Below are 13,678 nucleotides of genomic sequence, written 5' to 3'. Positions count from 1 at the left end.
CTCTCGCAGGAGGCGGTTAATTTTAAGAGTATCCTTACTGATTCATGCGCCACATCCTGCGAAAGTGGCGCGCTTTCATTGATGACTGATAAAACTTAGGGAGAAGAAATGAAAAAGTTCGCTTCACTGATGCTGGCAAGCGTAGTGCTGGCAGGTTGCGCCCAGCCGTCAGATTCCGATAAAGGTGCCGTGACCGCACAAGATTTGCAGCACCATCGCTTTGTGCTGGAGAGCGTAGACGGTAAGCCTCTGGACGTGAAAAACAGCAAACGCGCGCCTGAGCTTAGCTTCGGTGAAAACATGCAGATTTATGGTCAGATGTGTAACCGCTTTATGGGCCAGGCAACCCTGGAACACAACACGCTGAAGGCGAAAGGCGTGGGCATGACCATGATGCTTTGCAGCGACCCGCTGTTGAACGATCTGGATCACCGTATCAATGACATGCTGACCAGCGGGGCCAAAGTTTCTCTGGCTAACCAGCAGCTGGTGCTGAAGAGCGGCCAGCATACGCTGACGTACAAACTGGCCGATCTCGTTAATTAATCAGTAGCTTCCACAGGTGCCAGCGGCAAGCGAGTTTTCGTTACAGCGCTTGCCGTTCGGCATGGCACACATGCCAATCGCGCTGCCGTCCAGCTGACGCGCAACGCTCATCGTACCGCCAATCATCGCACAGTTCGCTTCGCCCTGGCTGGACATTGCCGCCCTGAGGCCCGGAGGAACGTGGGCCGCAGTGGCCTGTTGAGGGGGTTCATTACTGCATGCCGATAATAACAGTGCGGCACAACCGGCTAAAAACGCAGCGCGCATGGCTTCTCTCTCCCGTCTGAATATGCAAAACCTTTGCATAATGGCGCATGGTTCCCGCTGCGTCGAGAGCATAAGGCAATAAAATGTGTTGATTTTTGTGGCAAAGATCACCTTTCAAGCCAAAACATCAGAGTTTTCTGAGCATCCTTCATTCCTTTTATGATTCAGCGCAGTACGTCCCCAGGTTATTTCACTGTTAATCGTGGATCAATTTGTGCACTCGGCAGGCCCATAACTTCTAATGGCCAGGGTGGACACACTATAATTGAGGAATTACAACGGGGCTCCAGGCTTTCAGGCGAGTCCCTTTATTTTGCGCAATGTAAGGGTGTCTTATGATCACTATCGACGGCAACGGCGCAGTCGCCTCCGTGGCGTTTCGTGCCAGCGAAGTAATTGCCATCTACCCGATTACTCCCAGCTCGACAATGGCGGAACAGGCGGATGCCTGGGCGGGTGACGGCAGGAAGAACGTGTGGGGCGATGTCCCTCGCGTAGTCGAGATGCAGTCTGAAGCAGGCGCAATTGGCGCGGTGCACGGGGCGCTACAAACCGGGGCGCTTTCCACTTCGTTTACGTCATCGCAAGGCTTACTGCTGATGATCCCGACGCTGTACAAGCTTGCGGGCCAGCTGACGCCATTTGTTCTCCACGTTGCCGCGCGCACCGTGGCCACCCACGCGCTTTCCATTTTTGGCGATCATTCTGACGTGATGGCCGTGCGCCAGACCGGCTGCGCCATGCTGTGCGCCAGCAGCGTCCAGGAAGCACAGGACTTCGCACTGATTTCCCATATTGCGACCCTGAAAAGCCGCGTGCCGTTTATTCACTTCTTCGACGGCTTCCGCACCTCGCACGAAATCAACAAAATTGTGCCGCTGGCGGACGATACCCTTCGCGGCCTGCTGCCGCAAAAAGAGATCGATGAACATCGCGCCCGCGCCCTGAACCCGGAGCATCCGGTGATTCGAGGGACGTCGGCCAACCCGGATACGTACTTCCAGTCCCGCGAAGCGACCAACCCGTGGTACAACGCGGTTTACGCGCACGTTGAACAGGCGATGAACGACTTTGCCGCCATCACCGGCCGTAGCTATCGTCCGTTTGAGTATTACGGCCACCCGGAAGCGGAGCGCGTGATTATCGTGATGGGCTCCGCCGTCGGCACCTGTGAAGAAGTTGTCGATGAATTGCTGACCAGGGGCGAAAAAGTCGGCGTGCTGAAAGTGCGCCTGTACCGCCCCTTCTCCGCCGAACATTTGCTGGAAGTTCTGCCGCAAACCGCGCGTCAGGTGGCGGTGCTTGACCGTACTAAAGAGCCGGGGGCCCTTGCTGAGCCGCTGTATCTCGACGTGATGACCGCGCTTGCCGAGGCGGTAAGCCGTGGCGAGCGCGAAACGCTGCCTCGCGTGATTGGGGGCCGCTACGGGCTGTCATCCAAAGAGTTCGGTCCGGAATGCGTCCTGGCTATTTTCAATGAACTTCGCGAAGCCAAACCGCGCCCGCGCTTTACCGTGGGCATTTACGACGATGTGACCAACCTGTCGCTGCCGTTGCCGGAAAATACCCTGCCGAACCGCGCTAAACTCGAAGCGCTGTTTTATGGCCTGGGCAGCGACGGCAGCGTGTCTGCCACCAAAAACAATATCAAAATTATCGGTAACTCCACGCCGTGGTTTACCCAGGGTTATTTCGTTTATGACTCCAAAAAGGCCGGGGGGCTGACGGTTTCTCACCTGCGCGTGAGCGAGCAGCCGATCAACTCCACCTACCTGATTGAGAAAGCCGATTTCGTTGGCTGCCACCAGCTGCAGTTTATCGACAAGTACCAGATGGCCGAGCGCCTGAAGCCCGGCGGTATTTTCCTGCTGAACACACCTTACGCCGCCGATGAGGTGTGGAGTCGCCTGCCGCAGGAAGTTCAGGCGGTGCTCAATCAGAAGCAGGCTCGCCTGTACGTCATTAACGCGGCGAAGATCGCCCGCGAGTGTCATCTTGGTGCCCGTATCAACACCGTAATGCAGATGGCATTCTTCCACCTGACGCAGATCCTGCCTGGCGACACCGCGTTGGCAGAGCTGCAGGGCGCGATTGCCAAAAGCTACAGCAGTAAAGGGACGGAAATCGTCGAGCGTAACTGGCAGGCGCTGGCGCTGGCTCGTGACTCCCTCGCCGAAGTGCCTCTGCAGGACGTTAACCCGGCAAGCGCGATGCGTCCGCCGGTCGTCTCCGACGCCGCACCTGATTTTGTGAAAACCGTTACCGCCGCGATGCTCGCCGGTCTCGGCGATGCCCTGCCGGTTTCCGCCCTGCCGCCGGACGGGACCTGGCCGATGGGCACGACCCGCTGGGAAAAACGCAACATCGCCGAAGAGATTCCTATCTGGAAGCCGGATATTTGTACCCAGTGCAACCACTGCGTCGCCGCCTGCCCGCATTCGGCTATTCGTGCCAAAGTGGTTCAGCCTGAGGCAATGGAAGGCGCCCCGGAAGCACTGCAGTCGCTGGACGTGAAGTCCCGGGATATGCGCGGCCAGAAATACGTGCTGCAGGTAGCGCCGGAAGATTGCACCGGCTGTAACCTTTGCGTAGAAGTTTGCCCGGCCAAAGATCGCCAGAACCCGGAAATCAAGGCGATTAATATGCTGTCTCGCCTTGAACACGTTGAAGAAGAGAAAGAGAACTATGACTTCTTCCTCGCGCTGCCGGAAATCGATCGCACCAGCCTGGAGCGCATCGATATCCGTACCTCGCAGCTGTTAACGCCGCTGTTTGAATACTCCGGGGCCTGCTCAGGCTGCGGCGAAACGCCGTACATTAAAATTCTGACCCAGCTGTTCGGCGACCGTATGCTGATCGCTAACGCCACCGGCTGTTCGTCTATTTACGGCGGCAATCTACCATCCACGCCGTACACCACCGACGCAAACGGCCGCGGGCCAGCCTGGGCTAACTCGCTGTTTGAGGATAACGCCGAATTTGGGCTGGGCTTCCGCCTGACGGTGGATCAGCACCGCGCCCGCGTCATGCGTTTACTGGGCCAGTTTGCCGATAAACTTCCGGCCGAGCTTAATGAGCAGCTTCACGCGGAAGCGACACCGGAAGTCCGCCGTGAACAGGTCGCCGAGCTGCGTAAACATCTGGCGAACATTGACGATGCTGATGCCCGTCAGCTGGTCACCGATGCCGACGCGCTGGTGGAGAAATCTATCTGGCTGATTGGCGGTGACGGCTGGGCCTATGACATCGGTTTCGGTGGCCTCGACCACGTGCTGAGCCTGACCGAAAACGTCAACATTCTGGTGCTGGATACGCAGTGTTACTCCAACACCGGCGGCCAGGCGTCTAAAGCCACGCCGCTGGGCGCCGTCACCAAGTTTGGCGAGCACGGCAAGCGTAAAGCACGTAAAGATCTGGGCGTCAGCATGATGATGTACGGCCATGTGTACGTCGCGCAGATTTCGCTGGGGGCACAGCTGAACCAGACGATGAAGGCCATTCAGGAGGCGGAGGCTTATCCTGGTCCATCGCTGATCATCGCCTACAGCCCTTGCGAAGAGCACGGCTACGATCTGGCGCTGAGCCACGATCAGATGCGCCAGCTGACCGCCACCGGCTTCTGGCCGCTTTATCGCTTCGACCCGCGTAGGGCTGATGAAGGCAAGGTGCCGCTGGCGCTGGATTCCCGTCCGCCGTCCGATGCGCTGGCCGATACGTTAATGAAGGAGCAGCGTTTCCGCCGCCTCAACGCCCAGCAGCCGGAAGTCGCCGAGCAGCTGTGGAAAGATGCCGCCGCCGATTTGCAGAAGCGATACGACTTCCTGGCGCAGCTGGCGGGTAAAGCGGAGAAGGTTAGCGAGTAATCGGGGGAATGCCCCTCACCCCGGCCCTCTCCCTGTGTACAGTCCGGGGACATGGTAGACAGGTGTTCGCAGACATGGTGAACACTTTTTAACATCCTTTACCCATGGTGATCGACTTATTCTTCAGGTCGATCACCCCCACTTTCGTGCTGTACCACCACACTTCATAACATCCGTCTTTCATCGTCTCTTTCAGTCCCACATATTCTCCTCTGAACGCTTTACCTGCCTTCAGACTGCTGCCCCTGAAGCTCAGCTTTCCGCTGATATCTACCTTCCGTACCTCCACTCCCTCATCGTATTCCGGTGGCTTAACGTCTGCACTGTACTGCCGGGACGATGGCTGATATCGCGAAGCCGGTGCCTTCATCGCGAGGGCCTCGTGGGGCCGCTCCAGGTTATACACCGTCCGCCAGTGGTCGAAGGCCCGTTGCAACTGCTGGCTGTCCGTAAACCACTGGCCCTGCAGCACTTCCGCCTTCAGACTGCGGTGAAAACGCTCCAGCTTGCCCTGCGTCTGTGGGTGGTAAGGCCGGGAATGGCTCACCCGGATACTCTGGCGCATCAGCCACAGTTCCAGTGCTGTCCAGGTCCCGGTGGTATCTCCCCACGGCGCACCGTTATCCATCGTCATCCTCTCCGGCAGGCCATAACGTTCAAAGACATTAATCAGTTGGGTCTGCACGGTGACACGGCGTTCATCGGTACAGTGAGCCAGACAGAGTGAAAAGCGGGAATGGTCGTCCAGCAGCGTCAGCGGATGGCTGCGGCCACCGGCAAAGGAAAAGTGGCCCTTAAAATCCATCTGCCAGAGCTGGTTAGGCGCACTGTGTTCATAGCGGCCGGTAGCCGGGATGCCGGGAGGAACACCGGGCAGCAGACCGTGACGGGCCATCAGCTTATGAACGGTACTGAAGGCGGGCAACTGATGCCCGTGGTCTTCAGCCAGCCCTTAATCTTGCGGGCACCCCAGCGTGGATGTGTGGCATGTGCCATCCGCAGCAGGTCGGTAATGCTGTCGTCGGTTCTTGCGGGGGAAAAGTGTGGTGCACGTGAACGGTCAGCAAGACCGGCAGTGCCGTCCTGTAACCAGCGATGAAGCCACTTGTAGCCAGTGGCAGGAGAAATGCCATAGCGACGGCACAGAAGACGAATGTTCGCCCCGTCCTGCGAGGCGAGCAGAACAAACTCAGAACGTAATGACATGGTATCTCTCGCATCCCACGGCATAAGCGGCTCCATAAACGGGTTCTTATGCCTTAGTTGTAAGTGTCTACCATGTCCCCGAACAAGTGTTCACGATGTCCCCGGACCGTACACCCTGGAAGGGAGAGGGGGAAAACATAAATTGGCGTTCTTTTATCCCCTCTCCCCCATGGGGAGAGGGTTAGGGTGAGGGGAAAAAACGCCCACCCCATTTCAGATACCTTCGCCCCTGGGGGGAGAAGGTCAGGCTGAGGAGAAAACGCGTTTACTTCAGCAGGCGAACCTTCACTGATTTACCTTTGATTTTGCCCTGCTGCAGCTGTTTCCACGCGTGACGCGCCACGGACTGGCGCACCGCAACGTAAACATGGATTGGGTGGACGTCGATTTTGCCGATGTCCGCACCTTCCAGCCCCATATCGCCGGTTAACGCCCCCAAAATATCGCCCGGACGCATTTTGGCTTTCTTGCCGCCGTCAATGCACAGCGTCGCCATTTCCGCTTCCAGCGGCTTCACGGAAACGCCGGTCGGCACCTGCTGCCATTTCAGCGAAAGATTCAGCATTTCAGCCAGCACGCTCGCGCGCTGCGCTTCTTCCGGGGCGCAGAAGCTGATAGCCAGCCCGCTTTGCCCGGCTCGCGCGGTACGGCCAATGCGGTGAACGTGCACTTCCGGGTCCCACGACAGTTCGTAGTTAATCACCATTTCCAGCGCTTTGATATCCAGCCCACGCGCCGCAACGTCTGTTGCCACCAGCACGCGGCTGCTGCCGTTGGCAAAACGCACCAGCGTCTGGTCGCGGTCGCGCTGTTCCATGTCGCCGTGCAGCGCTAACGCACTTTGATGTCGCTCGTTCAGCGCATCGCACACGGCCTGGCAATCTTTTTTGGTGTTGCAGAACACCACGCAGGACGCCGGCTGATGCTTGCTGAGCAGCGCCAGCAGCAGGCCGATTTTGCCCCCGCGGGAGATTTCATAGAACTGCTGTTCAACGGACGGCAGCTCATCAACGGTATCAATTTCGATAGTCTGCGGGTCGCGCTGAATTCGCCCGCTGATAGCGGCAATGGCGGTAGGCCAGGTGGCGGAGAAAAGCAGCGTCTGGCGTTTGGCCGGCGCATGGGCAATAACTTCATCGATGGCGTCGGCGAAGCCCATGTCCAGCATACGGTCGGCTTCGTCCAGCACCAGCGTTTGCAGAGCCTCCAGCTTCACCGTTTCTTTTTTCAGGTGATCTAACAGGCGGCCCGGCGTGGCCACGATAATGTGCGGTGCATGCTGTAACGAGTCGCGCTGTACGCCAAACGGCTGGCCACCACACAGGGTTAAAATTTTAATATTTGGCATGTAGCGCGCCAGGCGACGCAGCTCTTTAGCGACCTGGTCGGCCAGTTCGCGGGTTGGGCACAGTACCAGCGACTGGGTTAAAAACTGGCTGGCATCAATGTGCTGCAGCAGGCCAAGGCCAAAAGCTGCGGTTTTGCCGCTGCCGGTTTTGGCCTGAACACGGACGTCTTTTCCGGCCAGAATGGCGGGCAAGGCCGCTTCCTGAACGGGCGTCATTTCGTGATACCCCAGTTCGCTAAGGTTGGCGAGTTGTGCTTCAGGTAAAGCGTTCAGTACGGAAAAAGCGGTCACAATGGTCATCTCTTAATAATAACGGGCAGGCGCGTATGCTAGCAGATTCGCGTAGTTCAGGCGTGAGTTTATCAATTTTTCTGCGTTAGCGAGTGATACAGTAAAAACGGTGCCTTTCGCTAAAGCACCGTTTTCCATTGGGAATAATAGCGCTATTCGCTAATCGGCAAATAGCCCTGCCATTCTGGCCTGAAGCGTTCGCCCTGCTCCGCTTTTTCCAGATGGATAAAATAATCCCCCACGCTTTCTAACAGCAGGCAGTCATCGACATCTTTCAGGTTGTCTTTGTGCTGCTGGTAGCTTTCGACCAGCAGGTTCGCAATCGCCTTCTCCTTTGCCTGGGCCGGATTTTCAGCCACGAAGAAATCAAAGTCATGCAGCTCTGCCAGCGTTTTCGGGCTGTAGCCGCCGACGTTCACAAAAAAGAGCTTTGGCGTTTGCTCTACGGGTTTATCGGAAAGACTAATGCGGTAGCCGTCGGCCCAACGCAGCTTGCCGTACCCGTCGATATGGATTTTATCTTTGTCACCAAACCAGGCCGCCCGCAGCGCGGGCCACGCGTCCTCTGGCTTCTCTGCAGCCACAAACTGGACGTCATGCACTTCGATATTGGATTTTCCGGCATTGCCGCCCACATAAAAGACGTAAAGTTCCATTTGTTCTCCTTATTAATCGCTATATAAAATAATATATAACGATTGATATTTGAATGACTTTCATGTGGCGGGAAGATTGATCGCAAGCAGGAAGACGGATAAAAAAACGATTACTATGCTTGAGCTTTTCGCCCTAAGCTAAATCAGCAGCCAACGCAGAAGCTTAAACAGACAAGGAGCCAGAATGTTCGAAGATAATGACTATAAGCTGTATGTCATCGTGAACCGCACTGCCGACGTCAGCGTGCAAATGAATGCCGTGGGCCACCTCTGCGGCGGTATTATGCTTAAAGTCGAGGAACCTGTATTTCATGACTATCCCAACCAGGATAGCGGCTTAAGCGCCTGGATGAACCATTATCCGGTGGTTGTACTTCAGTCTAAAAACAGCAGCCAGTTGGGGACGACGCTGGAGAAATGCAGGGAAGAAGGCGTGCTGTATAACTTCTTTACCACCACCATGCTGTCGCACTCTTCTGAGCAGCAGATCAAAGATACGCGCGACACGCCTTTCGCTGAGCTCGATTTTGTTGGCATCGCGCTGTACGGCGAAACGGAAAAACTCAAACCGCTGACCAAAAAGTTTTCCGTCTTTAAAGGTTAAACATTCCGGGTAATGATGCCTCGCGCAGTTACCCACCCCTTACCCTTCGTCTCCGGCGTAAAAATTGATGATGTCATCTTCAAACCAGCAGCCCACTTTGTAATACATCGCACAGCCAATCAGAAAACTGGCAATGAGTATTAATGCTGTCAACAATCCTTTCACTTCGAAACGCTCTCCCATGATGCTTGCTGTGATATTGACAGGCTGGTTGAAAAAAAGTTCAGCGGCGAAACTATTCTGGCCATAGCACGATCATCACAGACGCTTCGGTCTTTGCGATGGCAATTCTGTCACAACGTTCTGGTTAAACTAGGGTTGCTAATTTTCTGAGCAAACCAGGTGCCATTGTGTCCGATAACCACCTTCATTTCAAAAACGTCAGCGGTTTCTTTTTTCGCGCCGTTCCGGCGGAGTTCCTCAGTAGCGTGCTGTCGCGCACCCGGCCCGATTCCCCAGGGCGTTACCATCGGCCAGGGCAAACAATTCTTTATATGAGCCCGGTACCTGAGTGGGCAAGGCTGGCGGTTGCCGCCCATATGCAAAAAGACGGCAAGCCGCGGCTTCTCGTCCCACTGTATGTCGAAGACGCGCGGGTGCTGGACCAGCGAGATGAATATTCATGCCTGGCTTTAAGCATCAACCGCGATCTGTCTAATCACTGCTGGCTCAGCGCTCTGCAGCAAAATGTCGACCCGCCTTCGTGGCAAAATGCTGACCGGGCTCGCTTCTCCAATGCCGATGGCATTATCGACCGTTCCCGAAGTATTCCCGATGGCTGGCACCTGAATTTATTCCGCTGGAACGAACTTGGCGGCCCACGCGTCACGGTGTGCGGGGAACCGATCGCTGTTCCGCTTCCCGAAAATGTAAATGTGTAACGGCAGCACATTCAGCACACCCACGCCTGCGGTAGATCGGCATAGCGAGTGGTATAGCGCGGCGACAGCATGTCGCGCTTCATCGCCCACGGCTGCTGTATGCCCTGCCCGGCAAAATAGAGCGTGCCTTTGCCCTGCTTTTTATTCAGGAAGTCCAGCACGGTCATCAGTTTTTCGCCGTTAGGGCGTGGAACATGGTTGTCGAATAAATCGAATTGCGCCACGCCCTGACTAAAAAAATCCCCCAGCATCACGCCGGCTTTCTGGTAGCGATGCCCCGCCTGCCAGATAGCGTCCAGGCTCTGCAACGCGGCCTGGATAATATCCCGGCTGTCCTGTGTGGGGATGAGCAGCGAGACGGACGAGCAGTTGCCGTAATAGGGTTCGTTCACGGCAAACGGACTGCTTTTCACAAAGGCAGAGATCACCCGGCAATATTGGTGCTCAGCCCGCAGCTTTTCCGCCGCCCGGCTGGCGTAGCTGCCGATCGCCTGGCGCATAGCCTCATACTCGGTAATGCGTTCTCCGAACGAGCGGCTGCAGATGATCTCCTGTTTGGCGGCGGAGAACTCATCCATTTCAAGGCATGATTCCCCGCGCAATTCGCGCACGGTTCTTTCCAGCACCACGCTGAAATGCCGTCGAATAAAACGAATATCCGCGTCGGCAAGCTGTAAAACCGTTCTGATGCCCATGTCGTCGAGTTTTTTCGACAGCCGCCGCCCCACGCCCCAGACTTCGCCCACGGGCAGCTGTGCCATAAGCCAGCGCTGGTGCTTCGGGCGGGATAAATCAACCACGCCACCGGTTCGTTCTTGCCACGTTTTTGCCGCCAGGTTTGCCAGTTTAGCCAGCGTTTTTGTCGGCGCGATGCCCACGCCCACCGTCAGGCGGGTGCGCTGGCGAATGGTCGAGCGGATCGTCTGACCAAAGGCCTTCAGGTTGTAGCAATTGCTCACGCCCGTTAAGTCACAAAATGCCTCGTCGATGGAGTAAATCTCGACCCTGGGCAGCAGCTCTTCAAGCACGCCCATCACCCGCTCGCTCATGTCGGCATACAGCTCGTAGTTGCTGCTAAACGTCAGCACTCCATGCCGCCTGAGCGCCTCTTTCTGTTTAAAAAAAGGCGCCCCCATTTTGACAAAGGGCCGGGCTTCCGCAGAGCGGGCGATGACGCAGCCGTCATTATTGGATAAAACCACCACCGGCTTTCCGGCTAAATCCGGGCGGAAAGCCGTTTCGCAGGAGGCGTAGAAGCTGTTGACGTCCACCAGCGCAAACATGCTTAGCCCGCCGCTTTAATGATAAAAGTGACGATGCCAAAAATATCGAGTTCGGCCTCATCGGGGACGGGAATCGGTGCCCAGGCGCTGTTCATCGGCAGTAGCATCACCGTGGGGCGAAGCTGCAGGCGCTTCACGGTGAACGCCCCGTCAATCGCCGCAATCACAATATCGCCCTGTGACGCGGTTCTTGAGCAGTCCACAATCAGCAAATCCCCTTCGCCAATTCCCCCTTCTACCATCGAATCCCCCGCCGCCTTTACGAAATAGGTCGCGCCGGGATTGCGCACCAGCAGCTTATTAAGATCGATACGTTGCTCAACATAGTCCTGAGCCGGTGACGGAAAGCCGCATTGCACCAGGTCAGCAAAGAGAGGAAAGGAAGCGTCCGGGCAACAGGCCGCAGGTTTGAGAAGATTCATGATACCGCCAATACAGATACTGTTTAAATATACAGTATCAGGTAAAAAAGACACTTCAAGTAAGAAAACACGTACTTTTGCTAAGCCCTTCGTTTTGCAAACGAAAAAATTCGAGCATGCTGGCAGAAACCACAAAAGCCTTCAGGTGTAATGGGCATAAGCATAATGATATGGTCGATTGCAGGCCCGTTACCCAACAAAAGGACGCGTGATGACACAGCCAGTGAGTCAGGATTTGCTTAGCCAGCTCGAAACCCCGGAAGATGCCGCGGCGCTAAGCTGGGTGGAAAAACAAAATAAGCGCACCACGGACAGGTTTGCCACGGGAGAGCGCTTCCAGCAGATGCGGGGCGCGATCCTGCAGTCGCTGGACGATAAAACCAACATTCCCTGGGGGAGCCACTACCGCAACGAGGTGTATAACTTCTGGCAGGATGACGAACACCCACGCGGCATCTGGCGCCGCACCACTGAAAGCTCTTACTTTACCGCTGCACCAGAATGGGAAACGGTGCTGGATGTCGATCGCCTGAACGAAGAGGAAGGCGCGAACTGGAGCTATCACGGCGCCGATCTCCTCCACCCGGACTATTCCCGGGCGCTGATCTTTTTATCCAGCGGCGGCGATGCCTGTGAAATTCGTGAATTTGATCTGGTAAATAAAACGTTTATCCCCGAGGGCTTTTTCCTGCCGGAAAGCAAAAGTTCGGTCAGTTGGCTGGATGAAAACACGCTGCTGCTGGCGCTCGATGCAGGGGATGATACGCTCACCACCTCCGGCTATCCACGCCGCGTCTATCGCTGGACTCGAGGGACATCACCGCAGGATGCACCGCTGATCTACGCAGGTGAAGCAACGGATATGGCCGTTTCCGCCTGGCATGATGATACCCCCGGTTTTGAGCGGGATGTGGTGCACTGCAGCAAAGACTTTTACCACGGGCAAACCTGGCTTTTGACCGGCCAGAATACCCTGACGCTTATCGCCATTCCGGAAGATGCCTCCTGCGGATTTTTCAAAGACTGGCTGCTGGTGACGCTTAATTCCGACTGGACAATCGCTGAGACAACCTGGCCTGCAGGCGCTCTGCTGGCTATTGATTTAGCTGATTTTCAGCGAGGTGAGCGCAATTTCATTTCGCTCTTCACGCCAAATTCGCGCACGACGCTGCAAGGCTACAGCTCAACCCGCGATTACCTTCTGCTGAACCTGAGCCAGGACGCCGTTGAGAAGGTCGAAGTTGTGAAAATCGACGGCGGCCAGCGGCACTGCATAAAAACGCTTGAGCTGCCCGATTTCACCAACGTTTCCGCCGGCGGCATCGACGATGAAAGTAACCGCTACCGGCTGGTCAGCCACGGTTTCCTGCAGCCCCACAGCCTCAGCTATGGCGATCTGGACGACGACACGCTAAGCCTCGTGAAACAGGATCCAGCCTGCTTTGACGCGGGAGAATTTAGCGTGACCCAGCACTTTGCCCTTTCGCTGGATGGCACCCGCGTCCCCTACTTCCAGGTGGCCGCCAAAGCGCTGGCGCTGTCCGGTGATAACCCGACGCTGCTGTACGGTTACGGCGGATTTGAGGTTTCTTTAACACCTCATTACCTGGACTCAAAAGGCGTGACGTGGCTGCAAAAAGGCGGGGTTTACGTCGTCGCGAATATTCGCGGCGGCGGTGAATATGGCCCTGCATGGCACCAGGCTGCGCTCAAACAGCATCGTCATCGTGCCTGGGAAGATTTTACCGCTGTCGCAAGCGATCTGGCGGCGCGGAAAGTGACCTGTGACGCGAAGCTTGCCGCTCAGGGTGGGAGCAACGGCGGCCTGTTGATCGGTAATATGCTCACCGACTACCCAGAATTATTTGGCGCGCTGGTGTGCGAAGTCCCGCTGCTGGATATGCTGAATTATCCCCGCTGGCTCGCGGGAGCCTCCTGGATTGCCGAGTATGGCGACCCGGACATTGCCGAAGAACGAGAGTGGCTGCAGCGTTATTCTCCGTTCGACAAAGTGTCCGCCGATGTGGATTATCCCCCCACGCTGTTCACCACCGGCACCCAGGATGACAGGGTTAGCCCGGCCCACGCGCGTCGGATGGTGGCGCGGATGCAGCAACAAGGGCACGAGAACGTCTGGCTGTATGAGGAAACGGATGCCGGCCACGGCAGCGCGCCGGAAAATAGCCAGACGGCGGCACACCAGGCCATGATTGAAGAGTTTCTCTGGCAGATGCTGACCGGGAAATAAGCGCGGGCGGTGCGTCAAAGGCGCGCCGCCTCATCATTAGCGCACCTAATGCAACAGCATATT

General features: G+C 56.4%; 11 protein-coding genes and 1 pseudogene. 5 read left to right on the top strand and 7 right to left on the bottom strand.

Annotated elements, in window-relative coordinates; all coding sequences use genetic code 11:
• Positions 1-108: 108 nt before the first annotated feature.
• A complete protein-coding gene (gene hslJ, locus ACREYP_RS10665; RefSeq protein ID WP_008461387.1) occupies positions 109-546 on the top strand; it encodes a heat shock protein HslJ in 438 nt (145 codons plus the stop codon).
• Here hslJ and ACREYP_RS10660 read toward each other — a convergent pair whose 3' ends face one another.
• Positions 547-813: a putative hemolysin gene (locus ACREYP_RS10660; RefSeq protein WP_008461385.1), complete on the bottom strand. Its 267-nt coding sequence runs from the start codon at positions 811-813 to the stop codon at positions 547-549. It lies immediately after the preceding gene.
• Between the two features lie 335 nt (positions 814-1,148).
• Here ACREYP_RS10660 and nifJ point away from each other — a divergent pair, with 335 nt between their 5' ends.
• Positions 1,149-4,676 (top strand): pyruvate:ferredoxin (flavodoxin) oxidoreductase, encoded by a 3,528-nt coding sequence (nifJ, locus tag ACREYP_RS10655; RefSeq protein WP_336818635.1) that lies wholly within the window; start codon positions 1,149-1,151, stop codon positions 4,674-4,676.
• Positions 4,677-4,764: 88 nt separating this feature from the next.
• On the opposite strand, the pseudogene ACREYP_RS10650 reads toward nifJ, so the two are convergent.
• The 3 genes and pseudogenes from ACREYP_RS10650 to ACREYP_RS10640 form a co-directional block, all read right to left on the bottom strand.
• Positions 4,765-5,906 (bottom strand): annotated as a pseudogene (locus ACREYP_RS10650) (IS481 family transposase).
• A gap of 241 nt (positions 5,907-6,147) precedes the next feature.
• Complete coding sequence (dbpA, locus tag ACREYP_RS10645) at positions 6,148-7,521, bottom strand: ATP-dependent RNA helicase DbpA (RefSeq protein WP_336818207.1); 1,374 nt, start codon at positions 7,519-7,521, stop codon at positions 6,148-6,150.
• Between the two features lie 152 nt (positions 7,522-7,673).
• Positions 7,674-8,177: a DUF1543 domain-containing protein gene (locus ACREYP_RS10640; protein WP_008461379.1), complete on the bottom strand. Its 504-nt coding sequence runs from the start codon at positions 8,175-8,177 to the stop codon at positions 7,674-7,676.
• Positions 8,178-8,361: 184 nt separating this feature from the next.
• Here ACREYP_RS10640 and ACREYP_RS10635 point away from each other — a divergent pair, with 184 nt between their 5' ends.
• Entirely contained in the window at positions 8,362-8,781 is a 420-nt protein-coding gene (locus ACREYP_RS10635; RefSeq protein WP_008461378.1) for a DUF2000 family protein, read from the top strand.
• A gap of 39 nt (positions 8,782-8,820) precedes the next feature.
• On the opposite strand, the gene ACREYP_RS10630 is transcribed toward ACREYP_RS10635, so the two are convergent.
• The gene (locus ACREYP_RS10630) at positions 8,821-8,964 is read right to left on the bottom strand and encodes a hypothetical protein (protein WP_156107034.1); all 144 of its coding nucleotides are present in this window, start codon (positions 8,962-8,964) and stop codon (positions 8,821-8,823) included.
• A gap of 167 nt (positions 8,965-9,131) precedes the next feature.
• On the opposite strand from ACREYP_RS10630, the gene ACREYP_RS10625 reads away from it, so the two are divergent.
• Positions 9,132-9,662: an RES family NAD+ phosphorylase gene (locus tag ACREYP_RS10625; protein WP_336818205.1), complete on the top strand. Its 531-nt coding sequence runs from the start codon at positions 9,132-9,134 to the stop codon at positions 9,660-9,662.
• An 11-nt stretch (positions 9,663-9,673) separates the two neighbouring features.
• On the opposite strand, the gene umuC is transcribed toward ACREYP_RS10625, so the two are convergent.
• Both umuC and umuD read right to left on the bottom strand, forming a co-directional pair.
• On the bottom strand, positions 9,674-10,945 hold the full coding sequence (gene umuC, locus ACREYP_RS10620) for a translesion error-prone DNA polymerase V subunit UmuC (RefSeq protein WP_166992143.1): 1,272 nt from the start codon (positions 10,943-10,945) through the stop codon (positions 9,674-9,676).
• 2 nt (positions 10,946-10,947) lie between these two features.
• Positions 10,948-11,367: a translesion error-prone DNA polymerase V autoproteolytic subunit gene (gene umuD, locus ACREYP_RS10615; protein WP_336818204.1), complete on the bottom strand. Its 420-nt coding sequence runs from the start codon at positions 11,365-11,367 to the stop codon at positions 10,948-10,950.
• A gap of 211 nt (positions 11,368-11,578) precedes the next feature.
• Here umuD and ACREYP_RS10610 point away from each other — a divergent pair, with 211 nt between their 5' ends.
• Complete coding sequence (locus ACREYP_RS10610; RefSeq protein ID WP_336818203.1) at positions 11,579-13,615, top strand: prolyl oligopeptidase family serine peptidase; 2,037 nt, start codon at positions 11,579-11,581, stop codon at positions 13,613-13,615.
• Positions 13,616-13,678: the final 63 nt, after the last annotated feature.

It is taken from the genome of Enterobacter sp. TMH.L2, assembly GCF_050847315.1.
Taxonomy (GTDB): Bacteria; Pseudomonadota; Gammaproteobacteria; order Enterobacterales; family Enterobacteriaceae; genus Cedecea.
The sequence above is the reverse complement of the archived record's forward strand: the minus strand, read 5'-3'. Positions and strand labels throughout refer to the sequence as shown.

What these genes read in the sequence shown, in the direction of transcription:
- hslJ (WP_008461387.1), top strand. Translation starts at nt 109, where the DNA reads ATGAAAAAGTTCGCTTCACTGATGCTGGCAAGCGTAGTGCTGGCAGGT.
- ACREYP_RS10660 (WP_008461385.1), bottom strand. Translation starts at nt 813, where the DNA reads ATGCGCGCTGCGTTTTTAGCCGGTTGTGCCGCACTGTTATTATCGGCA.
- nifJ (WP_336818635.1), top strand. Translation starts at nt 1,149, where the DNA reads ATGATCACTATCGACGGCAACGGCGCAGTCGCCTCCGTGGCGTTTCGT.
- ACREYP_RS10640 (WP_008461379.1), bottom strand. Translation starts at nt 8,177, where the DNA reads ATGGAACTTTACGTCTTTTATGTGGGCGGCAATGCCGGAAAATCCAAT.
- ACREYP_RS10635 (WP_008461378.1), top strand. Translation starts at nt 8,362, where the DNA reads ATGTTCGAAGATAATGACTATAAGCTGTATGTCATCGTGAACCGCACT.
- ACREYP_RS10630 (WP_156107034.1), bottom strand. Translation starts at nt 8,964, where the DNA reads ATGGGAGAGCGTTTCGAAGTGAAAGGATTGTTGACAGCATTAATACTC.
- umuC (WP_166992143.1), bottom strand. Translation starts at nt 10,945, where the DNA reads ATGTTTGCGCTGGTGGACGTCAACAGCTTCTACGCCTCCTGCGAAACG.
- umuD (WP_336818204.1), bottom strand. Translation starts at nt 11,367, where the DNA reads ATGAATCTTCTCAAACCTGCGGCCTGTTGCCCGGACGCTTCCTTTCCT.
- ACREYP_RS10610 (WP_336818203.1), top strand. Translation starts at nt 11,579, where the DNA reads ATGACACAGCCAGTGAGTCAGGATTTGCTTAGCCAGCTCGAAACCCCG.